General features: G+C 51.2%; 29 protein-coding genes and 1 pseudogene. 19 read left to right on the top strand and 11 right to left on the bottom strand.

All coding sequences use genetic code 11. The annotated features are described in order from the left end of the window. Positions 1-2: 2 nt before the first annotated feature. From arsC to VZC39_RS06680, 3 genes are read left to right on the top strand one after another with little or no spacing between them, the layout of a single operon-like run. Entirely contained in the window at positions 3-434 is a 432-nt protein-coding gene (gene arsC / locus VZC39_RS06690) for a glutaredoxin-dependent arsenate reductase (RefSeq protein WP_273762106.1), read from the top strand. Continuing rightward, positions 431-979: a sigma-70 family RNA polymerase sigma factor gene (locus tag VZC39_RS06685; protein WP_434666828.1), complete on the top strand. Its 549-nt coding sequence runs from the start codon at positions 431-433 to the stop codon at positions 977-979. Before arsC ends, VZC39_RS06685 begins: the two co-directional genes overlap by 4 nt. A gap of 54 nt (positions 980-1,033) precedes the next feature. Further along, positions 1,034-2,473: a glutathione synthase gene (locus VZC39_RS06680; protein WP_434666825.1), complete on the top strand. Its 1,440-nt coding sequence runs from the start codon at positions 1,034-1,036 to the stop codon at positions 2,471-2,473. 146 nt (positions 2,474-2,619) lie between these two features. On the opposite strand, the gene VZC39_RS06675 is transcribed toward VZC39_RS06680, so the two are convergent. Both VZC39_RS06675 and VZC39_RS06670 read right to left on the bottom strand, forming a co-directional pair. Further along, a complete protein-coding gene (locus VZC39_RS06675; protein WP_434666822.1) occupies positions 2,620-3,705 on the bottom strand; it encodes a flavin-containing monooxygenase in 1,086 nt (361 codons plus the stop codon). Positions 3,706-3,742: 37 nt separating this feature from the next. After that, positions 3,743-4,111 (bottom strand): ArsR/SmtB family transcription factor, encoded by a 369-nt coding sequence (locus VZC39_RS06670; protein WP_434666819.1) that lies wholly within the window; start codon positions 4,109-4,111, stop codon positions 3,743-3,745. Between the two features lie 122 nt (positions 4,112-4,233). Between VZC39_RS06670 and VZC39_RS06665 the strand changes: the two genes are divergently transcribed. Together VZC39_RS06665 and VZC39_RS06660 are read left to right on the top strand one after the other, a co-directional pair. Continuing rightward, positions 4,234-5,235, top strand: a complete 1,002-nt coding sequence (locus VZC39_RS06665) for a permease (protein WP_029304608.1) — start codon at positions 4,234-4,236, stop codon at positions 5,233-5,235. Positions 5,236-5,248: 13 nt separating this feature from the next. Then, positions 5,249-5,479, top strand: coding sequence for a thioredoxin family protein (locus VZC39_RS06660; protein ID WP_029304609.1), 231 nt, complete (start codon positions 5,249-5,251; stop codon positions 5,477-5,479). A 507-nt stretch (positions 5,480-5,986) separates the two neighbouring features. On the opposite strand, the gene VZC39_RS06655 is transcribed toward VZC39_RS06660, so the two are convergent. The 3 genes and pseudogenes from VZC39_RS06655 to VZC39_RS06645 all read right to left on the bottom strand — a co-directional run. Further along, entirely contained in the window at positions 5,987-6,130 is a 144-nt protein-coding gene (locus VZC39_RS06655; RefSeq protein ID WP_230581512.1) for an antitoxin Xre/MbcA/ParS toxin-binding domain-containing protein, read from the bottom strand. Positions 6,131-6,180: 50 nt separating this feature from the next. After that, complete coding sequence (locus VZC39_RS06650) at positions 6,181-6,849, bottom strand: hypothetical protein (protein WP_434666815.1); 669 nt, start codon at positions 6,847-6,849, stop codon at positions 6,181-6,183. A gap of 256 nt (positions 6,850-7,105) precedes the next feature. Continuing rightward, positions 7,106-7,465 (bottom strand): annotated as a pseudogene (locus VZC39_RS06645) (IS3 family transposase); the annotation flags it as partial. A 130-nt stretch (positions 7,466-7,595) separates the two neighbouring features. Here VZC39_RS06645 and VZC39_RS06640 point away from each other — a divergent pair. The 9 genes from VZC39_RS06640 to VZC39_RS06600 all read left to right on the top strand — a co-directional run bounded on the left by VZC39_RS06640 (position 7,596) and on the right by VZC39_RS06600 (position 17,448). Beyond that, a complete protein-coding gene (locus tag VZC39_RS06640) occupies positions 7,596-8,702 on the top strand; it encodes a Fic family protein (protein WP_434666812.1) in 1,107 nt (368 codons plus the stop codon). A 488-nt stretch (positions 8,703-9,190) separates the two neighbouring features. Then, complete coding sequence (locus tag VZC39_RS06635; RefSeq protein ID WP_434666809.1) at positions 9,191-9,538, top strand: hypothetical protein; 348 nt, start codon at positions 9,191-9,193, stop codon at positions 9,536-9,538. A gap of 408 nt (positions 9,539-9,946) precedes the next feature. After that, positions 9,947-10,354 carry an H-NS family histone-like protein gene (locus VZC39_RS06630; RefSeq protein ID WP_098984642.1) on the top strand — a complete coding sequence of 136 codons (408 nt, stop codon included), beginning with the start codon at positions 9,947-9,949 and terminating at the stop codon, positions 10,352-10,354. Positions 10,355-11,028: 674 nt separating this feature from the next. Further along, entirely contained in the window at positions 11,029-11,277 is a 249-nt protein-coding gene (locus VZC39_RS06625; protein WP_434666806.1) for a hypothetical protein, read from the top strand. 44 nt (positions 11,278-11,321) lie between these two features. After that, positions 11,322-11,924, top strand: coding sequence for a Cap15 family CBASS effector (locus VZC39_RS06620; RefSeq protein ID WP_434666803.1), 603 nt, complete (start codon positions 11,322-11,324; stop codon positions 11,922-11,924). After that, positions 11,921-13,036 carry a hypothetical protein gene (locus VZC39_RS06615; RefSeq protein ID WP_434666800.1) on the top strand — a complete coding sequence of 372 codons (1,116 nt, stop codon included), beginning with the start codon at positions 11,921-11,923 and terminating at the stop codon, positions 13,034-13,036. Before VZC39_RS06620 ends, VZC39_RS06615 begins: the two co-directional genes overlap by 4 nt. Before the next feature lie 88 nt (positions 13,037-13,124). Continuing rightward, positions 13,125-13,703: a DUF2971 domain-containing protein gene (locus VZC39_RS06610; protein WP_434666797.1), complete on the top strand. Its 579-nt coding sequence runs from the start codon at positions 13,125-13,127 to the stop codon at positions 13,701-13,703. Positions 13,704-13,741: 38 nt separating this feature from the next. Then, positions 13,742-14,782 (top strand): IS481-like element ISAs19 family transposase, encoded by a 1,041-nt coding sequence (locus tag VZC39_RS06605; protein WP_042864152.1) that lies wholly within the window; start codon positions 13,742-13,744, stop codon positions 14,780-14,782. Between the two features lie 785 nt (positions 14,783-15,567). Continuing rightward, positions 15,568-17,448 carry a hypothetical protein gene (locus VZC39_RS06600; protein ID WP_434666793.1) on the top strand — a complete coding sequence of 627 codons (1,881 nt, stop codon included), beginning with the start codon at positions 15,568-15,570 and terminating at the stop codon, positions 17,446-17,448. Positions 17,449-17,563: 115 nt separating this feature from the next. Here the strand turns inward: VZC39_RS06600 and VZC39_RS06595 are convergent, their stop codons facing one another. Next, on the bottom strand, positions 17,564-17,770 hold the full coding sequence (locus VZC39_RS06595) for a helix-turn-helix domain-containing protein (RefSeq protein ID WP_434666790.1): 207 nt from the start codon (positions 17,768-17,770) through the stop codon (positions 17,564-17,566). Positions 17,771-17,889: 119 nt separating this feature from the next. Between VZC39_RS06595 and VZC39_RS06590 the strand changes: the two genes are divergently transcribed. Together VZC39_RS06590 and rnhA are read left to right on the top strand one after the other, a co-directional pair. Next, positions 17,890-18,453, top strand: coding sequence for a hypothetical protein (locus VZC39_RS06590; RefSeq protein WP_434666787.1), 564 nt, complete (start codon positions 17,890-17,892; stop codon positions 18,451-18,453). Between the two features lie 404 nt (positions 18,454-18,857). Then, a complete protein-coding gene (gene rnhA / locus VZC39_RS06585; protein ID WP_349921625.1) occupies positions 18,858-19,322 on the top strand; it encodes a ribonuclease HI in 465 nt (154 codons plus the stop codon). A 46-nt stretch (positions 19,323-19,368) separates the two neighbouring features. Here rnhA and VZC39_RS06580 read toward each other — a convergent pair whose 3' ends face one another. After that, positions 19,369-20,091 (bottom strand): methyltransferase domain-containing protein, encoded by a 723-nt coding sequence (locus tag VZC39_RS06580; RefSeq protein ID WP_434666783.1) that lies wholly within the window; start codon positions 20,089-20,091, stop codon positions 19,369-19,371. 81 nt (positions 20,092-20,172) lie between these two features. Between VZC39_RS06580 and gloB the strand changes: the two genes are divergently transcribed. Together gloB and VZC39_RS06570 are read left to right on the top strand one after the other, a co-directional pair. Next, positions 20,173-20,937 carry a hydroxyacylglutathione hydrolase gene (gene gloB / locus VZC39_RS06575; protein WP_434666780.1) on the top strand — a complete coding sequence of 255 codons (765 nt, stop codon included), beginning with the start codon at positions 20,173-20,175 and terminating at the stop codon, positions 20,935-20,937. 68 nt (positions 20,938-21,005) lie between these two features. Continuing rightward, positions 21,006-22,553 carry a LysM peptidoglycan-binding domain-containing protein gene (locus VZC39_RS06570; RefSeq protein ID WP_349921622.1) on the top strand — a complete coding sequence of 516 codons (1,548 nt, stop codon included), beginning with the start codon at positions 21,006-21,008 and terminating at the stop codon, positions 22,551-22,553. A 69-nt stretch (positions 22,554-22,622) separates the two neighbouring features. On the opposite strand, the gene VZC39_RS06565 is transcribed toward VZC39_RS06570, so the two are convergent. Then, entirely contained in the window at positions 22,623-23,468 is an 846-nt protein-coding gene (locus tag VZC39_RS06565) for an endonuclease/exonuclease/phosphatase family protein (protein ID WP_434666776.1), read from the bottom strand. Positions 23,469-23,579: 111 nt separating this feature from the next. On the opposite strand from VZC39_RS06565, the gene VZC39_RS06560 reads away from it, so the two are divergent. Continuing rightward, a complete protein-coding gene (locus VZC39_RS06560) occupies positions 23,580-23,804 on the top strand; it encodes a hypothetical protein (protein WP_434666773.1) in 225 nt (74 codons plus the stop codon). A gap of 6 nt (positions 23,805-23,810) precedes the next feature. On the opposite strand, the gene yciA is transcribed toward VZC39_RS06560, so the two are convergent. From yciA to VZC39_RS06545, 3 genes are all read right to left on the bottom strand, one after another. After that, complete coding sequence (yciA, locus tag VZC39_RS06555; protein WP_349921619.1) at positions 23,811-24,209, bottom strand: acyl-CoA thioester hydrolase YciA; 399 nt, start codon at positions 24,207-24,209, stop codon at positions 23,811-23,813. A gap of 205 nt (positions 24,210-24,414) precedes the next feature. Beyond that, a complete protein-coding gene (locus VZC39_RS06550) occupies positions 24,415-25,224 on the bottom strand; it encodes an NAD-dependent epimerase/dehydratase family protein (protein WP_434666769.1) in 810 nt (269 codons plus the stop codon). Positions 25,225-25,470: 246 nt separating this feature from the next. Then, positions 25,471-26,469 (bottom strand): LacI family DNA-binding transcriptional regulator, encoded by a 999-nt coding sequence (locus VZC39_RS06545; protein ID WP_434666766.1) that lies wholly within the window; start codon positions 26,467-26,469, stop codon positions 25,471-25,473. Positions 26,470-26,490: the final 21 nt, after the last annotated feature.

Here is a 26,490-nt window from a genome sequence, read left to right as displayed (position 1 = left end):
TCATGAATGACGCCAAGATCACCATTTATCACAACCCTGCGTGTGGCACCTCTCGCAACACCCTGGAGCTTATCCGCAACTCCGGCGTTGAGCCGACAGTCATCCACTACCTGGAGACCCCGCCGAGCCGCGAGACGCTGGAGTCCCTTATTCAAGCGATGGGGATGCCGGTGCGCGACCTGCTGCGCAAGAATGTCCCCCCTTATGAGGCGCTGGGCCTCGCCGAGGAGCGGTTCAGTGATGAGGAGTTGGTCGATGCCATGCTGTCTCACCCTCTCCTGATCAACCGCCCCATTGTGGTTACCCCACTTGGCACCAAACTGTGTCGCCCGTCAGAAGTCGTGCTGGATATCTTGCCAGACCCCCAGCAAGGAGCCTTCACCAAGGAAGATGGGGAGCGGGTAGTTGATGCAGAGGGACATCGCATCAAGTGAGCCAGCTAACCGGTGCGCCACCTTGTCTGATGACGGCATGGCAGCAACACGAGCATGAGATCTATGGCTGGCTGCTTAAGCAATCTGGCAGCCAGATGGATGCTGATGATCTGCTGCAAGAGACCTTCTTGCGAGCTATACGCCAGCAGGGGAAGTTCTGTGCCATCGAGAACGCCAGAGCCTGGCTATTTGAAGTCTCCAGACACCTGGTGATTGATAAAAGCCGTAGGCAACGTCCGTTGTCTCAACTACCTGATGAGTTGGCCATGCAGCAGGAGCCGCTGGATGCTGTGGCTTCGCTGGCCGGGTGCTTGCCCAGGGTGTTTGAGAAAATGACCAAGAGCGACCGGGATATTCTGGGGCTGTGCGATTTGGAAGGTATGAGGCAGGCCGATTTTGCAATCCAGCATGGTCTGACACTGGCCGCCACCAAGTCCCGTTTATTGAGGGCCAGGGAGCGTTTGCGCCAGCAGCTCTCCCTGGATTGCCAGGTCAGGCTGGATGACCATGGCCGAGTGTGTTGTTTTACCCCAGCGGTGAAGTAATCCATGGCTTATCAGCAAAAAAGTCAGGGTAAGTGAACCAGCGATCAGGAGCATATGATGAGTTCTCTTGGCATCCAAAAAACCAAAGATGATGCAGTCGAGTGGGCGTTAACACACGGCGTAGCCTTCAAGGAATCGGTGCATTCTGCCGTGCATACTCCATTCACCCTGACACCAACACCGATAAGCCGAGGGGGTTATCAGCAGTTAAAAAGTGCGGCCCAGACTCTCAGCAAGCTGATCTATTCGGTATCTGAGGATCACGGTTTCCTGTTCGATGCGATTAATCCCATCACGGCTGGAGATCCCTTCTTTTCAGCCCTGCTTCGTATGCATCAACAAATACACTCATCACCCAACCAAGCTCCCCGGCTGCCATTGCTCATTATGCGCAGCGACTTTATGGACGATAAGGGCGATGGTCACAAGCTTGTTGAATTCAATGGCATCGCTGCTGGCATGGGGCCATTCGGCCAGCGAATACATGAACTGCACCGCTATCTACAACAGCAATGTCCCTCTGCATATGCCGAATTATCGCATCAGGCAGTGGGGGAGCTTGTCGATAATCAGGCCATTGAGGGGCTATCGGCTGGCATTGCCAAAGCCACTTTCAAGATTAAGCAGGAGTTTGGAGACCTTGGCCCAGCAAGGTTTTTGATGATTGTGCAAGAGCATGAAAACAATGTGTTTGATCAGCACCTGCTTGAGTTTGCTCTCCAGCAGAAAGGGATAGAGACACAGCGCAGAACGTTTCGCGAGCTTCACAATCAATTGAGCACGGGCGACAACAATAGATTGATCCTCAATGGTGTCGGGCCACTCGATACCGTCTACCTTCGCGCCGGATATCAGTATTCCGATTATGAAGCTGCCGACCTCAAAGAGCAGAGATGTTGCCAGTCGCTGATGGCGACTCGTGTGTTGATTGAGCAACATCGAGTCGCAGTCAATGCAACGGTTGCCCAGCAGTTGGCAACGAGCAAGCGAGTACAAATGCTGCTATCTCGTCTTGGAGAAGATGGGCTGGTCGCATTTGGATTGACCCCGCAAGAGGCCGCAAGAGCGAGAAGCCTTCTGGGAGAGATGCATCCTGTTACCCCAGATAGTGCTGACTTTGTAAAAGCAGCTCCCTCCGATAGTTGGGTGCTTAAAAATCAAGGAGAAGGTGGCGGGCATTGCCTGTTTGGGGCAGACATCTTGGCAAAACTGGCAACGCTTGATCCCCAACAATATCAGGCCTGGTCGTTGATGCGCCGCTTACACCCCATTCCCAGATCTATGCCTGCATTGATTGTGCGTAAAGGTGAGCTACATCAGGTGACTGATTTGATCAGTGAACTGGGTATGTTCACCGTTCAGGGAGATGGTAATCCTGCCAGTATTGAGCACTGTTATGCTGGATATCTTATTCGAAGCAAATCAGCTGGATCGACAGAAGGAGGCGTTCACAGCGGGCAAGGCGTTCTTGACTCGCTGGTATTCAGTGATTGAGGCCCTCCAGGCGGTGGGTGTAGTGGTCAAGAAAGACTGGCCACGATTTTCTGCCGCTTAATTCTGTGTGATGTGAAAGCACTGTCACGATGATGACGCTGGGCGTTGCGGTTTATCGACTCCATGGAACAGCAGGCCTGTCATGATCACTCTTGCTGGACGTATGTGTGAACCACATCCGGGCGGTTCAGGTGGCGAAGCAGGTGCGGGAGCAGGTGTCCGGCATCTGGCCCTACGCCTCTGAGGGTTGCCGAGGCGAAGTTGCGTTGCTTGGGCAGACCGACAAAGTACAAACCGGGGACATGCATGGAATGTCCGTCACATTGCATCACCTGACCCCGTTCATTCATCACAGGCAGGTTTTCGAGAAATGGCAGGTTGGGGCGAAAACCAGTGGCAAACACCAGGCTGTCAACGGCTTCATGCTGTCCATTTGGCCAGACAATGCCTGTTGGCGTTACCTGGGTGAACATCGGGCGTTGCTTGAAATAGCCGGTTTTCAGTGCCTTCCTGTAGGTGCCGTTGTCGAGCACAGGTGTGCTCTGGTCGTTCAGCCAGCGGGTTTTCTCTAGGCCCGTCCACTTCAACCAAGTGTGAAAATCTGCCCCGAATATGCGCTGTGGTGCAAACCGAATTGCTTCTCGTGTGGCCAGTGTCACTGTGGCAACGCTGGCTAGGTCATAAGCGATCTGTACGGCGGAGTTCGCTGCGCCAATGACAATGATGTTTTGCCCTCGAAAAGGCGTGGTATTTCGATAGTCGGCGCTGTGGATCAGAGTGCCGTTGAAGTCGTCGAGTCCGGGAATATCAGGCAGGTAGGGGCGACTAAAGGCTCCCGATGCCACTATCACCGCATTCGCCAGCAGGCGTTGCCCGTTGGCGGAGATTATCTCGAAGCCCTCATTACCCAGCTCTACCCGCGAGACTTGAACCCCCAAGCGAATAGGTAGCTGGAAGAGGTCGACATACTGCTCAAGATAACGCACCACCTCATCACGACTGGGGTAGTGGCCTGGTGTACCGGAGAACGGCATACCAGGTAACGAGGAATAGGCCGCTGGCGAGAACAGCTCAAGGCTGTCGTAGTAGTTGCGCCAGTTCCCGCCTGGCCGCCTCTGCTCGTCAAGAATAATGAAGTTGAGCCCCTGCTGTTTCAAGTGCCAGCCACTGGCCAAACCGGCTTGACCTGCTCCTATGACAACCACATCAAATCGTTGATCCATTAAGTTCATATGTGCGCATCCATACACGTATTTAGATAAAGAAAAATCAATCTGAACTGCTTGGGCAGCACAGTGCAGTAATGTTCTTGGTGTGGCGGAGTATGTCTTCCAGACGCTGGATAATGGCTGGGCCATCCACTTCGTAAAACACCTGCCGTCCAACCTTGGAGGCGCGAACGATCCCGGCCTCAAGCAGTACCTGGAGATGGCGGGAGACAACAGAGCGCTCCTGGGGCAACTCAGCTGCAATTTCAGTGACATCTGCTCGGCCCAATTGCATGACGCGCTTCAACACTGCAACCCGTGGCGGCTCGCACAGGGCTTTGAAGAAGGCACCATCAAGAGATGCAATAGCGGCATCAATGGCCTGGGTTTGGGTGAAAATTGTATTCATGGAACGAGTATATGTGCGCATCTATACACATGTAAAGTGCAGATCATACAGCTATGAGCCATGCAGCAAAAAATTGAAAAACATGAGCATCCTTTGGAAAAGTGCTGCGTCTCCTAGATATCACTGATGTTAATGGAGTCGTTATGTTTCAGATTTTCACCGACCTTGCCAGCTGGCTGGTTTACCAGCAGCTTGGCCTTAGCCCACAAACCAAACTGGGGGATGCCCTACATTTCTTCGTGGAGGATGTGAGCAAGATTTTTGCGCTGCTGCTAGTCATGATCTACATCGTGGCCATGTTACGGGCCTCTCTGAATGTAGAGCGGGTGAGAGACTATTTAGCGGGCAAGCACAGAGGTCTGGGCTATTTACTGGGCTCTGGCTTTGGCGCAATCACCCCCTTCTGCTCTTGTTCGAGTATTCCAGTGTTCCTGGGATTTACCTCTGCCGGGATCCCGCTTGGGATCACCATGGCATTCCTCATCACCTCACCGCTTATCAACGAAGTGGCGGTCTTGCTGCTGGTCAGTTTGTTGGGTTGGAAGTTCACCCTGATTTATGTCGTGGTCGGCATGGCGGTTGGCATGTTAGGCGGCGCCTTTCTGGACAAGATCAAGGCCGAACGTTGGTTGGCCGACTTTGCCGCTGACGCGCTCAAGCAAGGGCAGCATGATCAAGGTGATATAACCCAGCAAGATCCGCAGGCTTCCCGCATGCCGTTTGTGAAACGCCATGCCTTTGCCAAAGACGAAACCCTCACCATTTTCAAACGTGTCTGGCTATGGGTAATTGTCGGGGTTGGGCTCGGAGCTGCGCTCCATGGCTTTGTTCCAGATGGTTGGATTGCCACCCACCTTGGGGCAGGACAATGGTGGTCAGTGCCTGTGGCGGTAGTAATCGGCATTCCTCTCTATTCCAATGCCACGGCGGTGATCCCGGTGATGGAGAGTCTGATAGTCAATGGGTTGCCGATTGGTACGACACTGGCTTTTTGTATGAGCACGGTGGCAGCCAGTTTTCCTGAGTTCATTCTGCTCAAGCAAGTAATGAAGTGGCAACTCCTGGGGGCCTTACTGTTGGTGCTGCTGGTGTCATTCACGCTCGTTGGGTGGGTTTTTAACTTCGCATCGCCGCTAATTTCTTGATGAGGAATGTGAGATGAAATATGTAAAAGTGCTGGGTATCGGTTGTACCAACTGCAAGAACACCGTTCAACTTATCCGTCAGGTCGTGGATGAACTGGGGGTATCCATCCAGCTTGAAAAAATCGAGTCATTGCCCGAGATAATGAAGTACAAGGTGATGTCTACTCCGGCTGTTGTCATCGATGACAGGGTTGTGCATGCTGGGGGGATCCCAGCCAGAGAGGCCGTGCAAAGCTGGTTCTGAACGTCTCCGGGGGGGGGGTATCCCACCCCCGGATGACTGACTATCAAAGCCAAAAGCAGAGATGCGCTGGTTGTTCTCAGTCTCTCTATTAGTTCTTCTGCCAACGATTAACGGTCTGAACCGTAAGTAGCCATAGAATCGTCATTTTTCGATAAAGCGTGTTTATTGTATTCCGCACCGTAGGTGCGAATATGACCATAGTTTATTTATGTGAAGGCTTTATTTTCTTAACTAATGAAAGAGAACCAACATCCTAAATAACTTGTTCTGATTTCCTATGAGATAGGATGATTTACAGCCAAAAAAGAAGGGAGGAGAGGCAAAGAAGAAACTGGATCTATTCGCTGCAACGCAGCGGAATGTTGAGAAAAAATTTTTTGTTCTCATAATTAATAGGTGGACACTTTTTCACTTTTTTCAAGTGGCTAAAATGAAATAAAGATTATTTTGATAGTTTTTTGTACAGATGAGTGTGGTTTTTAACCACCCTAACTGAGTGGGGCTCGTTTAATACACCCCATGTTCAATTTGTCCTGCGAGATCAATAACAGCCTGGACTCCCATCGCGGTACTCAATAAATCGACAGGTTTCTTGCCTCCCAGTCCCCAATGAGGCTGGCATCTCTCCGAGAAATCACAGTCAGCATCCATCCCAGCCAAGGTCAGTTGACTGAGATAGGTGGGCCTGGAATTGCGAACCATTAATCATCCCTTGGCAGCAATTTAGATAGGCCCACATGAGTCGGTAGCTCCCCGATGACCTTAATCTCCCAACCCGCGAGATTGGCCCGACACATGTGATAGTGGTGCGCGATGTTGGCCTGCGCTTGCACGGCGTGACGGGCTTTATCCAGGGCCTCTGTTGCATCAATGCCTATGCGGCTCAGCAATAGCTCAACGCGGGTTTCCAGTTGCCTGCATTCATGGGAGGAGAGCACCCCAGCCATCACCCTTGACGCCACGTAAAAACGGGCGTCGTCTTGCGAAATAGGCTTCAAGACACCGCGAGCATGCGCGTTGGCAAGCGTGACTTCTTGGGCCATGTATTTGTGCATGAGATGACCCTCTTCGAGACGCATGATCACCTCGTTGACGTTGTAGTGACTGTGCTCCTCCAGATAATCACGCACCAGGATCTTGTGGGCTAGCGCGATGATATCAGCCCGCTCGATATCGTTAGTGAGCCGAAGACGTAGTTCGGTTGCGCTGGCTAATTTGCCCATCGCGGCAGAAAGCAGACGGCCACGTTGCGCCTGACCGGGGGACTCATCGCGACCGGTAACGCCTGTTGGCAGGAATTTATCGGCTATCTCGCGGCTGACGGTAACGCGAATGCGGCTATTTTCCACGGTGAGGGTTTGATGCGTCATGTTACTGCTCCTGAGGCTGCTCGATGACCCGCCTGTTGTACGGTGGCCTGTTGAATATTTCGCAAATACGATAAAAAGCTGAAAGCGGATTTATATGGCATTTATTGCCAAAATAGTTCCCCAAAAGGAACCTTAATGGTGTTACTCGCCACCCATATTATGCTCCACATATGAAACATAACGACATAAAAAGGCCACAATGTCCCAATAATGGAGCACAATATGAACATCTCCAATAGCGATCCTGTTGTAGTGGTCAACTAAATCCGGACACACAGTTAAGCCATTTTTCGGCTTTGCTGGAGGTATCCCATCATTGTGTTGATGTGGAGGCCGCCAGTTGCAGTAACCCATCAGGTAATCCCTGATATCCCGCTTCGCTTCCCGCAGGCTCATGTAGCCCGTGGTCGGAAGCTACTCCGTCTTCAAGCTCCTGAACAATCACTTCATCGGCGCATTGTCCCAGCAGTTGCCACGCAGACCCATGCTCTAGGTCATGCGATAGCGGCACAGCCGTTGCCGAAATGCACGGCTGCCTTATTGACTGCCCTGGTCGTAGTGAAACCGCACGTCTGATGGGCAACCCCTACGGATAGGCCATCTCAACCACTCGTAACTTCCTTTGCTGTACTGCTACTAGGGCAGAGGTTTGACTATCCCTATCCATAAGCTAAACGTGCAATAATTGGCTCATATTATGAGCCGATTATGAGGTCTAATCGGCTCATTGACTGGGAGGCAAGGAAATGAGTTGGATTTGGCAGCAACAGGATTGGCCAAGATTTCATTGGCAGGACGAGGTTCTTCAACCACGCCTACGCTCACTTCATCGTCTGCTAGGCCAGCTGCTGGGGAGTTGTGTGATAGCCCCGATTCAAGAGCTTGATACTCTGGTTGCCAACATCATGACCTCATCAGCAATCGAAGGTGAAGTTCTCAATGCACAATCTGTTCGAGCGTCCCTAGCAATGCAGCTAGGGGTCAGCCAAGCCGAGCAATACCCTACAACTGAAAGGACTGATGGCTTGGCAGCTATGACAATGGACGCCATTGCTGAGCCCCACAAGCCATTGTCACTTGAGCGGCTTTTACAGTGGCATCGGTGGCTATTCCCAGCATCAGTTTCTAGAGGTAGTAGCATCTGTGGTGGTCAATTGCGTGAGGATGGGCCGATGCAGGTCGTTTCAGGCCGATTTGACCAGCTCGTAGTGCATTTTGAGGCACCATCCAGAGCAGGTTTGGATCTTGAAATACAAAACTTTATTGAGTGGTTTAACGAAAGTCGATTGAACCCCATGCTTGACCCACTGCTTAGGGCAGCAATTACTCATCTGTGGTTCGTGACGCTGCATCCCCTGAAAGATGGAAATGGCCGAATAACACGAGCACTGACGGACTTAGCGTTAGCCCAGGCAGACCTGCACACCATCCGCCTATACGCCATGTCGGTCACCATATTTGAGCAGCGCGACAGGTATTATCAGCTTCTGGAGCAGACTCAAAGAGGAGGCTTAGATATCACACCTTGGTTAGTCTGGTTTCTGGATACGTTGGGGGAAGCCTTGCAGCTAGCTATCACTCAAGTGCAAGTTGATTCGGTCAAAAACGTTTTTTGGCTACAACATCATGCTACTTCGTTATTACCTGAACAAAGAATGTTACTGGATCAGCTATTGGATAGTTGCGCTCAAGGTTCCAACAAAAGCGTGTGCGCCAGTCAATATCAAAAATTGACTAGCGTGAGTAAATCAACAGCAACTCGTCATCTCTCAGAAATGGTTACAAAAGGATTATTAGTAAAATTGCCAAGTCGAGGTCGGAGTTCCCGCTACCAAATTGAGTTACCTAGTTGATTGTGCGAAGAACTCATAGCGTATGAGACTGTGAGTAAATTGAAATGCGCAGGCCAAGGGCATTCACTAGGGTCTTCGTATCGAGATATCAGCCAAAAATAATAGATGACTACTGCATCTGGTAACGTCCACACCAATACCATCTGAGTGTGTTGCCTGCGAAATTATCATTACGAGCGGCCTAAGCTTGTCTCAAGAGGATGCTGGGGAGCTGTTTGGGCACAGCCAGAAGGCTATCTCGTCCTTTCGAAGATCCTCCAGGAGGCACCAAGCTATACACGCTAGGCAAACTGCTCTCGGAGTCATGCTTGGAGTCGTATGTGGTCAAGCCAGAAGGGCTGCTGGCTAGGGTACAATGGACAGAAGAGTGATAACACTTTTCGTGAACCTCTGGAGAAAATTTCACCGGAGGCCTTTATGAGACCCAGCTTATGGTGTATTGACTATGTTAGATCTCACAAACTAGTCCTGAATAAGAAGGTTAGGTCATGAACAAAGAGCCATCCGCACATGAACTGAAACAAACGTGGGGGCTACCTGCTCACGCAAAAATGTTGGGTTGGCTTCTTCATGATCCATATAAGGACGAATTCTTGGTTAAGTACACATCAAGCCCAGATATGACGGGTATGTGGTGGGGCCTGAGTCCTGAAACCGCAAAGGCTTTTAAAACGTTAAAGAAGGCAAACTCTGTCATTCAATCGCTGGAACTTACTGGGCAGGCTGTTGCAGCCCCAGCTTTTGATATTGGAAAGCAGATCATCGTTCTTACGGATAAAATTGGTGTTGAAAACCCACTTAGAGAGCTGACGCGCTTAACTCAAGATCTTGACTGATCGGTAATAGATGAAAACTGAATTCCACAATTTGGCATTAGGTTGAGAAATTTTCGTATGGCCATCAATTTTGACTATCGCTGCGGGATCTTAGAGGCTTCTGACACGAGAACTGACCGTGAGTGGTGTTGGTACAAAGGGGATACCGAGATCACTAGGACTCAAAATGGCGAGCTATCGAGCTCGATCAGTGTTCCCGTTGGTGCTGCCGTTGTTGAAGTAAAAAGTATTATTCGTGACGACGCGAGGAAGTAACACTAAAACTGGAATGGAGAACAATGAATGTGGTTCACTTATGTATTATCTAAATGGTTTATTTAATCTAGATTGATGTAAAAACCAATGGAGCTGTTGGCGATATTGAGTGATAATCCATTCGATTTAATAAAGTGATACATGAGGTCGTAAATGAATGATTTTTTGAAAACCCTGCTTAATATCCGCAGCCTTCGCGCTGTTCTGCGTGAGTTGTCATTTGAGCAGCTGGTCGAAGTTAAAGAAAAATTCGAAGAAGTGTTTGCTGAGCGGGAGCAACACGAAACCAAAATCAGACAAGAGTCTGCGGAACGTCATCAGAAGCTGGCTCAGTTCACTGAGATGTTGCGAGATGCAGGGATTGACCCGAGTGAGCTGGTTGGCTCCTCCGCCACCGTTAAGACCGAAGGGGCTGCAAAGTCCAAGCGAGCGCCTCGTCCTGCAAAATATAAATACACCGAGAATGGTCAGGAGAAGAGCTGGACTGGTCAGGGCAGAATGCCTAAAGCGATAGCAGAAGCTGTGGCCAGCGGCAGAGCTCTAGAAGAGTTTCTTATCTGATGCTGAGTAAGCCCATGCGTGTGATGCATGGGCTTCATTTTATTTTCGGTAGGCAATTTTCTATTTCTCCGTAGAGAGAGTAGTGAATGGGTAGAGTATTACCATGTTGTAAAAGCAGCTAAAGAGCACCTTCAACTCGTCTTTCGATACCATAAAGATAACCTCTCCCCATCTAACCCAGCCACATAGGCATTCATTTTCTTTACCGTCATTATGTAATGGCCCGCCAATGTTTGCCTGGCTCACACATCGACCTGTAGAGCACCGTTACAGGATAGGCATTCGTAGATTATAGAGAAAGGTTCCTTTCCTGTTGCAACCCAAGCGGTGCCGTAAGCTTTCGTGGCAGTAAAGTAGATTTAGCCACCTGCCCAGATTCAGTAGCCTCTCTTGCCATGAGCCGAACGCTTGGGTAAGACGGCTAGCAAACACCTCTGACGTCATCCCCTGCACGAGCACCATCAAGACTAAATCGACATTTTCTGAAAGCAAGGTTGTCTGATTTAGCTCTACTAAACAGGGAGAGAATGAGTCTCAGTTAGATCAAAAAACAATCTTAATGACACATCAATCGTTTTCCTTGATCGCCTCAATCGGATCAGCTATCGTTTGCTGTGCGTATATACAGCACCATATGTAGTGTCCAAACCAACCAAACAATACAGGATATGGCGATGACTACGAACAACAAAACTACATCCGATAAGGTTGCAACACTTGCCTCACAAGTGCTCAATGATGCGACGTCTTCTGCAACAGCACGTTCCCTCGCTGCTTCTGCGTTATCTCAGGCTAAAGCAGGGAAGCAAACAGGCGCTGAAATGGAGTCTTTTGCCTCAATGGTGTTGCAAAGCAGTAAGTACAGCGAAGCTACAAAGACTCTGGCAGCTAGTATCTTGGCCCAGGCCAATAAAGAACGATGAGCCAGGAGGGGCATTTGCCCCTCCTAGTCCAAAGGATTGAGTACATGCACGATTACGCGGTATTTGGCCACAGTAGGACAACAATCGGTCGGTATCTTGGTACTGCGTCAGTTATTCTTACTGGTTTTATCTCAAGTATTATACTGTGGCTTAGTCAAATTGATGGCCTCAGTTTTATGACTGGGGCCACGATTTCGATAGCTGTAGTATATTTTTTCTTGCACATGGTGTTCAATAATTATGTGTGGAAAGCCCCATACTTTAAGATCCCCGATCTCAATGGCATTTGGTCAGTGAGAGGTGAAACTCTGTCTGAGGAAGATGGATTAGTAAAGTATAACTGGGAGGCGGAAATTGATATCGAACAAACTTGGGAAAAAATCAGTATAAGTCTAAAAACTAAGCAAAGCTCTAGTGAAAGTTATACTGCTACCCTCGCTAAAAAACCAGGTACTCGTGGCGGTTGGCTGCTTCATTATAGCTATAGCAATTCTCCAGATGCATCTCAATTCCATGAATTAAACTCACATAGAGGTTACTGTGAGGTTCTTTTTAATAAGGAACTCACCTCCGGCGAAGCTACATATTTTAATAGTAATGGAAGACGTACTTTCGGAAAAATGTATTTGACGCGAGGCAAATTATGATTAATTTCAGTGACCGCTTGAAAAAACTCAAGGATAGACGTCAGGGGACAGCTCAACGCTATGCCCTTGATGAGGGTTATACTGCGCTAGCGTCAGCATATGATTTACGTCCTTATGAAGACTACGAAAAAGTCAAAGACAGTGATGCCATAAGATACGTTATCGGTGCTATGGCTCCGGTGAGCGCTCAGTCAACCAAAGTATCTATAGAAGAGGGAGAGCGTGTAGCCAATACACTTGTCAGCATGCTCAAAACAGACCTGATCAATACGGAGTTTAGACTTCAAGGGTCTGTCGCTCTTGATATTCACATTGAAGGGCATTCTGATGTGGATATGCTTATTCTTAAAAAAGACGTAGTTCAAGTTCAGATACCTATATTACCGCTTACTAACTACGAAGATGCTCCAGACAAACGAAGTATGCTAGAACAAGTAAAAGAGATCCGCTTGGAGTCTGAAAACAAGCTTAAAAGCAGGTATTATCAAGCAACCGTTGATTGCTCTAATAGAAAGTCGATATCAATCAGTGGTGGGAGCCTTGCTAGGAAAGTTGATATAGTTCCAAGTTGTTGGTTGGACACTCATGATTATCAGCGTTCAGGGCAGCAACATGATAGAGGGATAAAGATTTATGATAAGGAAAAACATGAGTTTATAGAAAACAAACCATTCTTACATATTAAAAAAGTCGGTGATAAAGATTACATTTATAATGGTAACTTGAAAAAAGTAGTTCGATTGATGAAGAATATTGTTGCTGATATGCCAGACTATAAAAAGAAGTCTGCAAAAGAATTGACAAGTTTTGATCTAACTAGCATTGCATATCATATGAATAGTGATCTAAATTGCCATAACCAATTGCCTTTACTGCTTGTGCAAAGGCTTAATAACTGGTTGGAAATATTAAAAGACAATAAAGTGTTGCGTGAGTCGCTCAAATCGCCTGATGGCACTCAATTCATATTTAATAAAGCTGAAAAGTATGAAGCCCTTGAGCTGCTAAGCAAAGAAGTATCTGACCTAGCGGCTTCTATTTATAGAGACCTATATCCACAAGACTACACAAAAGATTTTAATAAATTTGCTAACAGAATTGTTTATACATAATAGCACTGTTATATAGACCCTATAACAGGCTCTTATGGAATCCATTGTAGATGGTGGTCACTTCTTACGTGCATTGGATGAGTAATAGATGGTTGATAATGAAAATGAATTTTATCGTTTCAAATATCTTGGTTTTGGCGCTGATAATTTAAGTTTAAATGTGATTAAAAATGGAACGATTAAGTTCACATGCCCTCTAGAATTCAATGATCCATTTGACTGTCAGCCTGTATCTGTTGTTGATGATGCGGTCACCCAAGCCAGTTTTTTTAAAAGAGCACTAGCAGAAAAGAAATTATCTCCGGCTAAAAAGATTATGGAAAGAGGCAAGCTGATTGCTAACTTGAAAAGAGCAACAGAATCTGGAGAACTTAACAATACCTTGCTTAAGTCGATAGGCGTTTTGTCTCTTAGCCGAACACCCTCTGATATCTTAATGTGGTCGCATTATGCTGAGTTTCACCAGGGATTCGTTGTTGGCTTTAAGTATGATATGGCCACTATGCCTTACAATGCTTCTTTTCAAGATTTAATTCCTCACGCTGTAGAATATTCTGATGAACGATTTGTTAGATACGCATCAAAAGGATTTTCATGTGTATGGAGATTGTATTCACCTGACAGTTGCCCACAAAAGGGAGTGGTCATACGGCTTCAAACCGGATAACAAAACGGTACCCCTACCGTGTTATCCGGAGTCACCGTATGACCACCAACGAGAAAGTAGCACGTCGTAAACTCAGCCTGCTAGAGCTCGCCAAAGAGCTCAATAACGTCAGCAAAGCCTGCAAGCTCATCGGCTACAGCCGCCAGCAGTTCTACGAGATTCGCCGTAACTACCAGACCTATGGCGCCGAGGGCTTGCTCGACAAACTCCCCGGCTGTAAAGGCGCTCATCCCAACCGGGTCGCTCCCGAGATTGAGCAAGCCATCCTCGATTACTCTCTCACCAGACCAACCCATGGCCCGCTGCGGGTCGCGCAAGAACTGGCTCTGCAAGGCATCAACGTCAGTGCGGGCGGTGTGCGCGGCGTGTGGCAACGTCACGACTTGCTCTCCAAGCATGACCGCTTGTTGCGCCTCGAGAAAACCCATAGGGAACAGACGATTGAGCTCAATGACGAGCAGATCCGCCTGCTCGAGCGCTTCAGCCCCGAGTTTCGCGAACGCCAAATTGAGGTTCACTACACCGGGGAACTGGTGGCGGTCGACACCTTCTTCGTCGGCGCACTCAAGGGGGTAGGCAAGGTGTATCTGCAAACCGTGCTGGACTGCTACAGCCGCCACGCCTGGGGACGGCTCTACACCAGCAAGCTGCCGGTGACCTCGGTTCATGTGCTCAACGAAACGGTCCTGCCGTTCTTCGAGGCTCACGAGGCGCGGGTCTATACCATCTTGTCGGACAACGGGCGCGAGTTCTGTGGGCGCCCTGACCATCATCCCTACGAGCTGTTCCTGCAACTGGAGGGGATTGAGCACCGGACCACCAAGGTACGCAGACCGCAGAGCAACGGCTTTATCGAGCGGCTACATCGTACCCTGCTGGATGAACACTTCCGTATCAAGGGGAGGACAACCTGGTATGAGTCGGTAGAGCAGATGCAGACAGACCTGGACAGCTACCTGGAGCACTACAACACCCAGCGGCCACATCAGGGCAGGATGATGGAGGGTCAAACCCCCTACAGCATGTTCAAAAAGGGTCTGAAATTGATACCGAAGGAAGTGCGCACTAAAGTAGCGTAAACAAGACACCGGTTTGAGGCCGGTGTCAGGTGATAACTAGATCTGTACATCATGGGAATGTCTTCTACGAAAAAGTACAGCTTGGAAGTATGAACAAGAGGAGCGAGTATTCACTACGAGTGAAGGCCCCGGTATACATTCTTACAATCGCAAGGATATGCTTTATTGTGTTATCGCCGGAGCTAGGATTAAAAAAGATAAACTGGCTCTTTTAAAAGATACCGTGCTATATACTTCTGAACTACTGAACAGAGAAATAAAACTTAAGCAGGCAAGCCTTTCCAGAGATAAATTTTCTATTGATATTGTAGATATAGGCTAAATGATTATATCAGAAAATCAGTGTGATTCCCTCTTTCATGGAAGGGCTACGATATGTATCTTGAGTGTAACAGCAATTTAAGGTAGTCAATCTGAGATATCTCTAGGCCCCGTATGCAAAACCAAATCCTGCATCTCAGGCGCCTAATTGCACAGTGCCGTATATAAGTGCGGTTAATCGCCTCACTTCTGCAAGTTTTATGAGGCAGATTAAGGCTGCTATTCGCCTCATTTTAAGGTGTCATGGTGTTTGGAAAGAGCCATCTCTCATTTGATGAAGAGTACATTATGTATATAAATCATGGCAATATCACAGTTCTGTAGATAAATTGTGATATGTTGTGCAAAGGAATGGCAGTTATTGAACCCGCTCTTGAAGTGTGCTTTTGTACTTGTTCACAGATCAAATGCTGGTTAGAAAGAACACAGCTCTAACACCATAATCTCCAACATAGGAGTAAATAATGAATAATAAATACCCTTATAGTCTTCCTTTGATGGACGCGATCCGACATGACTATGAGCGATTTAGGTTTAATACTCATCAGTATTCACACAAAGGGTTATTTACTAATGGTGAACGTCTGATTGCAGTAATACTGGAAGTAAAAGATAATCAGGCACTACTAGAAAAGCTAGAAGAGCAATATAATAATTTTCGTACGCTAGGTGTCCCGCCTGCAAATATCGTTAATGAGATACCTGAGGGCTTTGAACCTATAGCCCTGCGAAATGTCTTTGAAAAAAGTAATCTTCATGGTCAACCAATGAATATGAATGAGGTGATTAATCAGTTAAACCTGAACATCCCTCAAAAATATCATCCTTTCCGTTTTGATTTTAAATATCATACTAATGAATTTAGAATTACATTTAAAATTGAACTTACAGAAGATGATAAAGAAGAGATACAATTGATTTGTGAGTCTCAGGGATATCAAGGATATGATTATATCTTTGAGTATGACCCTAGCATCAGTGATTATCCAGGTAAAGTAGTTTTTAAACCAAATCAATTTAACAACTTGCAACTCCCAGCTAGTGGTTTTATACAAAAGCAGTTTTCAAGACAATTGTTGGATCGTTATGAAGAAGATGAAGACTTTTGGCTTCAAAACCGTCAGTCGGTATTTAGTGGTAAGCATTTTCAACAACGAGATCATTTCTTACTGCCAAGCTTTGAAAAAACAAACAAGACTCGTTGCTTTGTTGATGCCTCAGTATTTTCTCGACAAAATCTGAGAGTGTACCTGACTCTCTATGAACAAGTTATTATTGCATTGCCTTTAAATGACGACTCCAACCATTTTTATCAAATGTTTAAACTCCGATCGTTTGAGTTACGAGAATTAATTTCTCGTGGGCGATTATTGTTTGTTGCACCGCAAAATCTTGCAAGATATTCTCAAGAGCTTCTCTTGGACATTATATCGGTTAACCCTAATGCAATTATTTTCTCACGTCGTTTAGCCGCAATAACCATTCAAGGGATACAAAATAAATCTGGTATTGTCGGAACTACATTCTCAAGCGACGAGCAATATGACTTCGTGCATCAGTGCGCTCGTTCTGGAAATCCTGGGCTACTGCGGTTGGCGAACATGCTATCCGAGCAGTGGCAGATTGGTGAGTATATCGTAAATAAAGAGGGCGCTGCTTCTACGTATCGCTTAGGTTTGTCGGGTTTTGCTATAAGCGAGTATAAGGATAGAGGACGAGATCTGGCTATCGAATTAACATCAGCAAGCTCTAGTTACGAATTCTCTCAGGGATTATACGCTCATCATTTCCCGTTCGACTCTAATGGTTATTCAGAGGTAGATGCTTGCCGAGTTATTGGCGGATTATATAATGGCGTAGTCAAAAACGCACACAATATACGAGAGTCAGAGTTGACTATGCTTTTAAGTGAAGTGCTAACAATTAACAACGATATGAGTATATTGGAGTTAGATGATGTACTAGCTAGCAGCCTTATTAGAACCTTACCAAAAGTAATAAGTGAGTTTGCCAGTCTCAATGATGAGAAACGAATGGAGAAAATGTATCTACTAAGAAAAGAACTCAAACAAATAGAAAAAAATCGTTCTAGAATAGCATCATTAGACTTTATAGGAACAGGCTTACCAGCTGCTGCGGGGGCAGTTATGGAAGCTGCTGATATAGCAGGTGGAGGCTATGTAGCACTTGGTGGATGGATGCTTAAAATACTATCTACTTACAGCGAAGGCTCAAAATTATTAGATAATCCGGTATTTATTAAACTCTCTAGCTTAAACCACCGGGTATCCCAAGATGCCTTAATAGTAAAGCGAGTGCGGGATTCGATTTCTACTATTGGTTAAATGATAGTTGCCAGCACTTGTTGCTGCTGTGAGTCACCATTATTTACGAGGCATTAAAAGTTTAAATTCCTACTAAACGCACTCATTAACTTTTAATGCCATCTAGAAAATTGACTTAGGGTAATAAGTCTCGTATGTCACAACCTAAAGCTCTAGCAAGGCAATATGCTATCTCTAGTGTGACGTTCACTTCACCACGCTCAATACGGCCAACATAGCTTCTGTCAATATCAGCCATTAACGCGAGTCTATCTTGCGATATCCCCGTTTGAAGCCGCCTCTCGCGTAAGGCATTGCCAAATTTAATTGCTAGATCTTGCATGTGTCGCCTCTCTAAAGGCGAGCACTATCTCTAGTTGTCTGGCTCAATGCCACGGACTATAATCCGCAATCGAATGTAAATACCCACTTCAAATTATCGTAAGAGATAAAGGATAAGTTATGGATGCCCAGGTTGTTTGGTTGCCGATACCACTCTACACGGCGCTAATTCGAATGCAGATGGATGATTTCACTACGATAGAGTGCGTGCATGCAGCCTTTGGTGACAAAGGACACAAGCAGACTCAAAGGAAGCGCTACGGCCTTATCTATCGTCATCTGATCAAGCTGGTCAATATGGGTCTTCTAGAACGAAGAAATGTTGATGACGTGCGATTGCATCCAAGTTTTGTGAAAACCCCCATGTTTCATGGTGTGATCTTTCAAGAGGAACCGAGTGGCCCAGAGGCCCAAGAGATCCAGGAACCTGATGTGGAGGCGAGTGATGCTCTCTTGGATGAGTTAGAGGCGAAGGCGCGATTATACCGTCTCAAAATTCAGGAGTGCCAAGCAGCAATTGCTGAATACAATAAGCTGCAAGCAGATTTCCCCGCCCTAGATATGACCATTGAGCATGCACTTAATCGCTCCTATGGGGAGTTTCACGGGTTACGAGGCAAGCTGGGTGCAGTTGAGGCTGTGATGAAGGAATTAGGGGAGGTTGGGATTTCTGGTGAGATGTGAGGCAAGGAGTTACAAGTCACCATAAAATACCCTCCCCCATTCCTAGAGGCAATCCAAGCAGCAATCTCCATAATGCTCACAGTTATGCGGAGGGTGTCCCAATCATGACGCAGATTCACCCGTCATCGTGGGGCGCCATCAAACTGTAAACACATTGGCCTTAAAACACGCACTTGTTTACTTTTTGCTGTGAAAACACTAACAAAATTAATTCACAAAAAAAAATAAACACCTTATTATCAAGCAGTTAATGACATTGAGGCGGCGTTTACACTCTAGTGGAGTGTATAAAAGATAATGATCTGGCGATTCAGTTGGGGTGTGCTCATGATCCAATCTATGTCAAACTTCAGCTTTGCTCGCTAGTTTACCCCAAGGCTCTGCCTAAAACAGATTGATTGCTCATGTTAAAACAGATTGATTTATTTACGGATGGTTCCTGCCTCGGCAACCCGGGCCCCGGCGGTTATGGCGCCGTCATGGTCTATGGCAAGCATCGCAAGGAGCTGGCGGGGGGTTACCGCCTCACCACCAACAACCGGATGGAACTGATGGCGGCCATCATGGGGCTGCGTGCCCTCAATGAACCCTGCCAGGTCAGACTCACCACCGACAGCCAGTATGTGCGCCAGGGGATCACCCAATGGATCATCGGCTGGAAGAAGAAAGGCTGGATGACGGCCAACCGTCAACCGGTCAAGAACGTCGATCTCTGGCAGGCGCTGGATGCGGAAGTGGCACGCCACCAGATCGAATGGCTCTGGGTCAAGGGTCACTCCGGCCACCCGGAGAACGAACGCTGCGACGAACTGGCCCGGGATGCGGCGAGCGGCAAGCAGCTGGCCGAAGACACCGGCTATCAGCCCTGAGCATCAGGGCGAAGCTCCCCTGCCGCGACTCGACCTGAGTGGCGGCTTATCCGCCCTGGCGCGCCATCCCAGGTGCCGCCATCGAGTTTGGCAGACGCCAACGGCGGCGTACCGGCGTGATGGGGAAGCGCCGCTTGCGGGCGGCGATGACATAGACAGACGCCAGGGAACGGCAATAGTCCCGCCCCAGGCTCTCCCGCCACCAAGCTACCCGGCTCTGCCTGCCCATGAAGGAGAAGCCGAAACGCTCGTCGAACATCACCTCACACCCCAGCAGTTGCAACCAGTCCGTCACCCGGGCCGGGGTAAACATCCGTGCCGACCAGGGCAGGTGCTGGCGCATGAAGGGCACATAATGGCCGAGCCCCACCAGACTCGCGGGGTTGTAGCCGCTGACGATGAGCCAGCCATCGTCGGTCAGCACCCGCTCGGCCTCGCGCAACACCTGATGGGGATCCTGGGAAAAATCGAGACAGTGGGCGAGCAGGCAGGCATCCACGCTGGCACTGCGCACCGGCAGGGCGAGAGGATCCCCCACCATGTCCAGCGCCCTCCCTTCGGGGGCGATGCCTACCTGGTGGCGAATGGAGGAGTTGCCGCAGGAGAGTTCGGCGCTCAGGGCGCCAATTTTCAGCAGGTGATAGCCAAACAGATGCGGGCACCAGTTATCGAGGCGCTCCTGCAGTTCGGCGGCCACCCAGTCGCCCATGGGCAGCATCGACCAGCTGGTCGGGATCGCGATCTGTTGTTCGGTACGAGCCAGCTGCATAATGGGACCAATCCGGGGTGCGAATGCCATCCTGTTATATAAGATCCCTTCCACAAAGAGAACAGCAAGAGACACCGACCCATGTATAGCGTCATCACAATTCCCGCTTTCAACGACAACTACATCTGGTTGATCCGACACGAAAATCACTGCCTGGTTGTCGATCCGGGCGAGGCTGCGCCCGTGCTGGCACGGCTCGAGGCCCTGGGGCTGGAGCTCGATGCCATCCTGCTGACTCACCATCACAAAGATCATGTGGGTGGCGTGGGCGAACTGCTCGGCCAATTCCCCCACGCCCGCCTGTATGGCCCCAAACATGATCCCATGCCGGATCATCAGGGTCAGTGGCTGGAAGATGGCGACCAGATCGGCTGGCATGGCCTGAGCCTGGAGGTCATGCACGTCCCCGGCCACACCCTTGGTCACATCGCCTATTACGGCAACGGCATGCTGTTTTGCGGCGATACCCTCTTCTCCGCCGGTTGCGGCCGTCTGTTTGAAGGCACCCCGGCCCAGATGTACGCCTCCTTGCAACGGCTGGCGGCCCTGCCCGACGACACCCTCCTCTACTGTGCCCACGAGTACACCCTCTCCAACCTGCGTTTCGCTCACGCAGTGGAGCCGGACAACCCGGCGATCCAGCGCCAGATCGGGCTGATCAGCAAGCTGCGCCAACAGGGTCTGCCGAGTCTCCCCTCCCGTCTGGGAGATGAACGCCATTTCAACGTATTTATCCGCTGCGAGCAGGACTCAGTGAAATTTTCTGCTGAAAAATACGCCCTGAAATGCTTGGAAAATCCAGAGGATACCTTCGCCACCTTGCGTCGCTGGAAGGACGTTTTTTGAACAAACCTTGATCAGGGGGCGGTTGCCCCTTATGATGCGGGCTGTTTTTCCAATATGACCTGAGCGAGATGAAGCTACGAACGGCCTTATTGGCGGCGCTGTTTCTCAGCGGCTGTCAAAACCTGAGCCATCAGGATGACCGGGCGGTAACGGCAATCGAGCCGATCAAATCCCCCCAAGTCAGCAAGAAAACGTACAAGAAACACTCTTCCAGAATGCTGTTCGGCGACGAGCAGTTAGAAGAGATGGATGACACCGATAACCTGTGGGTGCGTATCAGCGATGATATGCAGCTGGACTCGCACGATAATGCCCGAGTCCGCCAGCAGCGTGATTGGTTACTGCGTAATGATAAGCATATGGCGACCATTGCCAGCCGGGCTGAGCCCTACCTGTATCTGATGGTAGAGGAAATCGAACGGCGTGAGCTGCCAATGGAGCTTATTACCATCCCCATGATCGAGAGCATGTTCGATCCCAATGCCCGCTCCCGCAGCAATGCGGTCGGTCTTTGGCAGTTCGTTCCTGCGACCGGCAAGAACTTTGGCCTGCGCCACGACAACTGGTATGACGGTCGTCGCGATGTGATTGCGTCCACCAACGCCGCGCTGGACTATCTGGAGTACCTGAACCGTTTCTTCGACGGTGACTGGCTGCAGACCATGGCCGCCTACAACGCCGGTGAAGGCCGGGTGCGCAACGCCATCATCCGCAACCAGAAGGCCGGTCGACCGACCGACTACTGGTCCCTGGACTTGCCCCGCGAGACCCGGATGTATGTGCCCAAGATCCTGGCCATGGCCGACATGATCCGCAACGCGGACAAGTACGATGTCACCCTGCCGGTGCTGGCCAACAAGCCGCAACTGCGGACCATCAACACCGGTGGCCAGATCGACCTGAACGTGGCGGCGCAACTGGCAGGGGTTTCGGCCTCCCAGCTGAAGGCGCTCAATCCCGCGCTCAAGCGTGGCATGACCTCGCCCCGCGGCCCCTACAACCTGTTGGTGCCCGTCGAGTATGCCGACACCCTGGAGCTGGCCCTGGCCGATCTGCCCCAGCGTGAACGCAGCCGTGGCGTGCGCTCCTATCAGGTTACCAGCGGGGATACCCTGTCCCGCATCGCCCAGAATCACGGGGTGAGCCTGCAGCAGCTCAAGCTGGCCAACAACCTGCGCAGCAACAACCTGCGCCGTGGCCAGAGCCTGATCATCCCCAATGGCGGCAAGGCCATGGTGAGCCAGGCCGCCCAGAGCAAGCCGCAGCAGCTCGCCAGCACCGGTGGCAACAAGATCCAGTATCAGGTGCGCTCCGGCGACAACCTGTGGAGCATCAGCCAGGCGCACGGGGTCACCCACGCCGATCTGGCCAAGTGGAACGGTCTGAACGCCAAGTCGGCCCTGAAACCTGGCATGAAGCTGGTGGTCTGGCCGAAGCAGGGCAAGGGCAGCAACAAGTCCATGGTCTATCAGGTGCGCCGCGGAGACTCGCTCTCCTCCATCGCAGCCCGCTTCCAGGTCGCCGTCAACGATGTGATGCGCTGGAACCAGCTTGGCAAGAGCGACTACCTCAAGCCGGGCCAGGAGCTGACCCTGTTCGTGAAGAACAACAGCTGATGGCTGAAGCCGGATAAAAAAATACCCCGCCTGGTGCGGGGTATTTTTTTGTCTGCCATCCGGCGAGCCTTAGGGTGTGATGGCCTGGGCCGCGAAGCGCGCCATGATGGGATTGTGATCCGAGGCATCGGTGGCCGGCGAGCTCACCTCCACCAGATCCAGATTACGGTAGTAGAGGTGATCCAGCGGGCGGCCGAAGGCGGTGCGGCGCAAGTCCGGCACCGGGATGGCCTCCTGCAGACCGAGTTCGCCCACCAGCTTGTTAAGCCAGAATTCCCGCTTGTCGCTCCAGGTGTTGAAATCCCCGGCCAGGATCACCGGCCCCTGGTGGCGATGGACCAGAGCGGTCAGATCGTTGATCTGCTCGCGGAAGGTCGCCATGCCGAGTTCGAAGTTGACCGCATGCAGGTTCACCACCAGCACGCCATCCGGATCCCCCTGCAGGGGGTAGAGGCTCACCAGACCGGACTTGGGGATGCGCAGCAGGGGCTCGGGGGAGCGCACGCCGCAGACGAAGGCCTGGGGCGTCTTGGCCACCGTCATCACCCCGAAGGAGACACCGCCCTGGGTGAAGGCCTGCAGCTGTTGCCACTGGAAGTCCCCGCGCTTCAGCCAGTCCAGCATCTCGGGCCGGGTAGCGGACTCTTGCAGCAGCACCAGATCCTGGGACTTGGCATACTCATCCAGCCCTTCCTGCCAGTTTTTACGCTGCCCTTTGTACAGATTCCAGACGGTAATGCCAAATTCTCGAGGTAAAGCAGTGGATGCCAGTGCCACCAAGGGTGGTTTGTTACAGCTCATGCCGGGCACTATGCCCGCCGCCGTCACCAGATGATCCTGATCCGGCACCTCGAAACAGCCGACCAGCCCCAGCGTCAGCAGGGAGGTCCCCAGAATGCGATAACTATTTTTCATTGGCTAACAACCACCTGCCTCTGCAAGGCGCCACGACCATCACAAATGTCATGAACGCCGACTAGTCTCATTATTCGTGTCCGGCCCGACTCATCCATGAGGGATCCCGCAATGGCGAGACAGCACCAGTACCGCGTGACATTTTACGATCAACAAGGAACTTGTCATCAAGTGGAGCTTTCCACCATCTATCAGATCAGGCGGGATCCCCAGTGCGATCTCTGCCTGTTCGACACCTTCCAGTGCGTCGGCTCGGAAGAGATGCTGGAGCGCATGATACGGCAAAAAACCGGGCTTGAGCAGGAAATATCCATTATCAGCGCCCGGCTTGCCTGAACCGGATCAGACCGGCACGGGCCGGGATTTCCCCTGATCGTCGATGGCGACATAGGTAAATACCCCTTCGGTCACGCAGTAACGCTGGGCTTCATTCTCCCGCAGCACCGGTTTGACCCAGACCTCCAGCTTCAGCCGCATGGAGCTGCGTCCCACCTTCAGGCAACGCCCGTAGCAGCACACCACGTCTCCGACCTTGACCGGGCTGTGGAAGGTCATGCCCTCGACCGAGACGGTACAGATGCGCCCCTTTGCCAGCTCCTTGGCCATGATGCCTCCACCTATATCCATCTGGGACATGATCCAGCCCCCGAAGATATCGCCATTGGGGTTGGTATCGGCTGGCATCGCCAGGGTTCTCAGCAACAGTTCACCATCGGGGTGACGCAGGGTATCGACCATCATTACGGCTCTCTATGATGTGGGGAAAGGTGCCACGATGCAGGATGTTATTGACGTCATCCGGCCCGCATCATGGCCACACACTCACTATGGATGCGGCATGATAGGGGGGGAGCCTGCCCTTGGCAAATCGCGATTGCCCCGAAGCGGACGCGCGCCGGGCAGATGGGGCATAGCAGATAATATTGAGCCCCACCGATTCCCCTCCTTATTGTGCTGCCGGATCCGCAAACCAGTGGGCGGGATCGGGCCAGCGATAGACGAAGCCGAGCCGCTCGCAGATCCGCTGCCCCTCGATGGGAGCAAAGTCGCCGCGAGGCTCGGTAAAGAGCGGCGGCGTCAGCCCGAGCAGGCGGGACGCGAAGGGATAGAGCTGTTCCCGGCGCGGGTGGACGGGGGCGCTCAGGTTGTAGGCATCCCCATCCTCTCCCTTGTCCAGCATCAGCACACAGGCGGCGATGACGTCGTCCAGATGCACCAGGTTCACTGCCTGCCCTCCCCCCGCCAACGTCTTGCCCGCGAGGAAGCAACCGGGATGCCTGTCCGGCCCATAGAGACCGGCGGGGCGCAGCACCATGGCACACTCAAACCCGGCGGCCAGCACGGCTCGCTCGGCGGCCAGCATCCGCTCCCCCCGCTCATGGAGTGGACGCGGCGACTCTGCTTCCGCCTGTCCTGGGCGCCATACCGAGGTGGCGCCGATGAACAGCACCCTTTGCGTGCCCGCCTCCAGGGCCAGCTGGCAGAGTCTGGTCAGCGCTGCCGGGTAATCCTCGGTCTTGCTCGGTGGCACGCAGACCACCAGCTCATGACAGTGAAAGGGCAAGGGTTCCGCCATGTCGGGGGCCAGTCGCACGGACCAGGCGTCGATGCCCTCGGCGCATAGCCGCGCGGCCTTCTCGGCCGAGCTTACCGTCACCGCGACCGATTGACCCCGCTCCAGCAGCGTCTTCGCCAGCGGCCATCCCAGCCAACCCGCTCCCACTATCCCCGTCTGATATTCAGGCTTTGTCGTCATCGCTAACATCTCGGCAAAAAAAAACGGCCATCGTATGATGACCGTCGAAAGTAACGAAGGAAATAGCTGGATTAACCAGTTACCTCCCACAGCGGGAAAATCGGGAGCGCACGCTCCTAATTCGTGGGGCCTATGCTAGTGGCAGCGCGGGCAAAAAGCTTTGAAGCCGATCACAGTTGAAAAGGATTTCTGAAAGCGCTTTCAATTCGATGCAAAAAAGTCGGCCCAGTTGGGACCAACCTTCTCTCAGGCGACGGACTCCCGGCTCACCAGCTCGGCTGCAAACTTCAGGACCAAGCCGTCTGCGGGTTTGTGATCGAGCAGCCGCAGCGCGAGCTCGGCGGCCCGCTCCCCCATCTCCTCGATGGGATAGCGCACCGTGGTGAGCTTGGGGTAGATGTAGCGGGCATAGGGAATGTCATCGAAACCGACCACGGACACCTGCTGCGGTATCTTGTAGCCCCGCTCCAGCAGGCAGGAGATGGCCCCCGCCACCATGGCATCGTTGAAGCCGAGCACGGCGCTGAATTCGACACCCCGCTCCAGCAGCTCGCCCATGGCCACATAACCGCCTTTCTCGTCGGCAAAGGCGCGACCGATGAGGGAAGGATCCAGCTCGATACCCGCCCGCTGCAGAGCGACGCGATAGCCCGCCATCCGCTGCTGACCGTCGACGAAGTCTTCATCGTCCGAGGTGACAAAGGCAATCTTGCGGTGTCCCGCATCCAGCAGGTGCTGGCACGCCGTGGTGATCCCCGCCTGGTTGTCCAGCCAGACACAGCGATCCTCGCAGCCCGGCACCTGGCGGTTGATGAAGACGATGGGGGTGGACCCCGCCGCCAGCTCGCTCAGCTCTTCGTCCGGCAGTGCCTTGCTGTGCAGGATCAGGGCATCGCACTGGCGCTGCAACAGGGCCTGGATGGCGTGGCGTTCACGGGCCGCATCGTGGTTGCCGGAGACAACGATGGTGAACTTGTTGGCCTGATCGACCACGCTCTCGATACCACGCATCATCTGGGCGAAGAAAGGGCCCCCGCAGAGATCCCCCACCAGCACGCCGATGCAATTGGAACGTTTGCTCACCAGTGCCTGAGCGAAGCTGTTGGGGCGGAAACTCAGCTCCTTCATGGCCGCCAGCACGGCCTCACGCTTCTCGGGGGCGACCTGCGCCGTGTTGTTGATGACGCGCGACACCGTCGAAATGGACACATTAGCCAGCTGAGAAACGTCTTTGATCGTTGCCACTCTCAATTCCTTGGTTGTGAA

Source organism: Aeromonas sp. NJAU223, assembly GCF_051125555.1.
Lineage (GTDB): Bacteria > Pseudomonadota > Gammaproteobacteria > Enterobacterales > Aeromonadaceae > Aeromonas > Aeromonas veronii_G.
The sequence above is the reverse complement of the archived record's forward strand: the minus strand, read 5'-3'. Positions and strand labels throughout refer to the sequence as shown.

Bases quoted from the DNA above. Each gene is read 5' to 3' on its own strand.
- arsC (WP_273762106.1), top strand. From the start codon at position 3: ATGAATGACGCCAAGATCACCATTTATCACAACCCTGCGTGTGGCACC.
- VZC39_RS06680 (WP_434666825.1), top strand. From the start codon at position 1,034: ATGATGAGTTCTCTTGGCATCCAAAAAACCAAAGATGATGCAGTCGAG.
- VZC39_RS06675 (WP_434666822.1), bottom strand. From the start codon at position 3,705: ATGAACTTAATGGATCAACGATTTGATGTGGTTGTCATAGGAGCAGGT.
- VZC39_RS06670 (WP_434666819.1), bottom strand. From the start codon at position 4,111: ATGCGCACATATACTCGTTCCATGAATACAATTTTCACCCAAACCCAG.
- VZC39_RS06665 (WP_029304608.1), top strand. From the start codon at position 4,234: ATGTTTCAGATTTTCACCGACCTTGCCAGCTGGCTGGTTTACCAGCAG.
- VZC39_RS06660 (WP_029304609.1), top strand. From the start codon at position 5,249: ATGAAATATGTAAAAGTGCTGGGTATCGGTTGTACCAACTGCAAGAAC.
- VZC39_RS06655 (WP_230581512.1), bottom strand. From the start codon at position 6,130: ATGGATGCTGACTGTGATTTCTCGGAGAGATGCCAGCCTCATTGGGGA.
- VZC39_RS06650 (WP_434666815.1), bottom strand. From the start codon at position 6,849: ATGACGCATCAAACCCTCACCGTGGAAAATAGCCGCATTCGCGTTACC.
- VZC39_RS06640 (WP_434666812.1), top strand. From the start codon at position 7,596: ATGAGTTGGATTTGGCAGCAACAGGATTGGCCAAGATTTCATTGGCAG.
- VZC39_RS06635 (WP_434666809.1), top strand. From the start codon at position 9,191: ATGAACAAAGAGCCATCCGCACATGAACTGAAACAAACGTGGGGGCTA.
- VZC39_RS06630 (WP_098984642.1), top strand. From the start codon at position 9,947: ATGAATGATTTTTTGAAAACCCTGCTTAATATCCGCAGCCTTCGCGCT.
- VZC39_RS06625 (WP_434666806.1), top strand. From the start codon at position 11,029: ATGACTACGAACAACAAAACTACATCCGATAAGGTTGCAACACTTGCC.
- VZC39_RS06620 (WP_434666803.1), top strand. From the start codon at position 11,322: ATGCACGATTACGCGGTATTTGGCCACAGTAGGACAACAATCGGTCGG.
- VZC39_RS06615 (WP_434666800.1), top strand. From the start codon at position 11,921: ATGATTAATTTCAGTGACCGCTTGAAAAAACTCAAGGATAGACGTCAG.
- VZC39_RS06610 (WP_434666797.1), top strand. From the start codon at position 13,125: ATGGTTGATAATGAAAATGAATTTTATCGTTTCAAATATCTTGGTTTT.
- VZC39_RS06605 (WP_042864152.1), top strand. From the start codon at position 13,742: ATGACCACCAACGAGAAAGTAGCACGTCGTAAACTCAGCCTGCTAGAG.
- VZC39_RS06600 (WP_434666793.1), top strand. From the start codon at position 15,568: ATGAATAATAAATACCCTTATAGTCTTCCTTTGATGGACGCGATCCGA.
- VZC39_RS06595 (WP_434666790.1), bottom strand. From the start codon at position 17,770: ATGCAAGATCTAGCAATTAAATTTGGCAATGCCTTACGCGAGAGGCGG.
- VZC39_RS06590 (WP_434666787.1), top strand. From the start codon at position 17,890: ATGGATGCCCAGGTTGTTTGGTTGCCGATACCACTCTACACGGCGCTA.
- rnhA (WP_349921625.1), top strand. From the start codon at position 18,858: ATGTTAAAACAGATTGATTTATTTACGGATGGTTCCTGCCTCGGCAAC.
- VZC39_RS06580 (WP_434666783.1), bottom strand. From the start codon at position 20,091: ATGCAGCTGGCTCGTACCGAACAACAGATCGCGATCCCGACCAGCTGG.
- gloB (WP_434666780.1), top strand. From the start codon at position 20,173: ATGTATAGCGTCATCACAATTCCCGCTTTCAACGACAACTACATCTGG.
- VZC39_RS06570 (WP_349921622.1), top strand. From the start codon at position 21,006: ATGAAGCTACGAACGGCCTTATTGGCGGCGCTGTTTCTCAGCGGCTGT.
- VZC39_RS06565 (WP_434666776.1), bottom strand. From the start codon at position 23,468: ATGAAAAATAGTTATCGCATTCTGGGGACCTCCCTGCTGACGCTGGGG.
- VZC39_RS06560 (WP_434666773.1), top strand. From the start codon at position 23,580: ATGGCGAGACAGCACCAGTACCGCGTGACATTTTACGATCAACAAGGA.
- yciA (WP_349921619.1), bottom strand. From the start codon at position 24,209: ATGATGGTCGATACCCTGCGTCACCCCGATGGTGAACTGTTGCTGAGA.
- VZC39_RS06550 (WP_434666769.1), bottom strand. From the start codon at position 25,224: ATGACGACAAAGCCTGAATATCAGACGGGGATAGTGGGAGCGGGTTGG.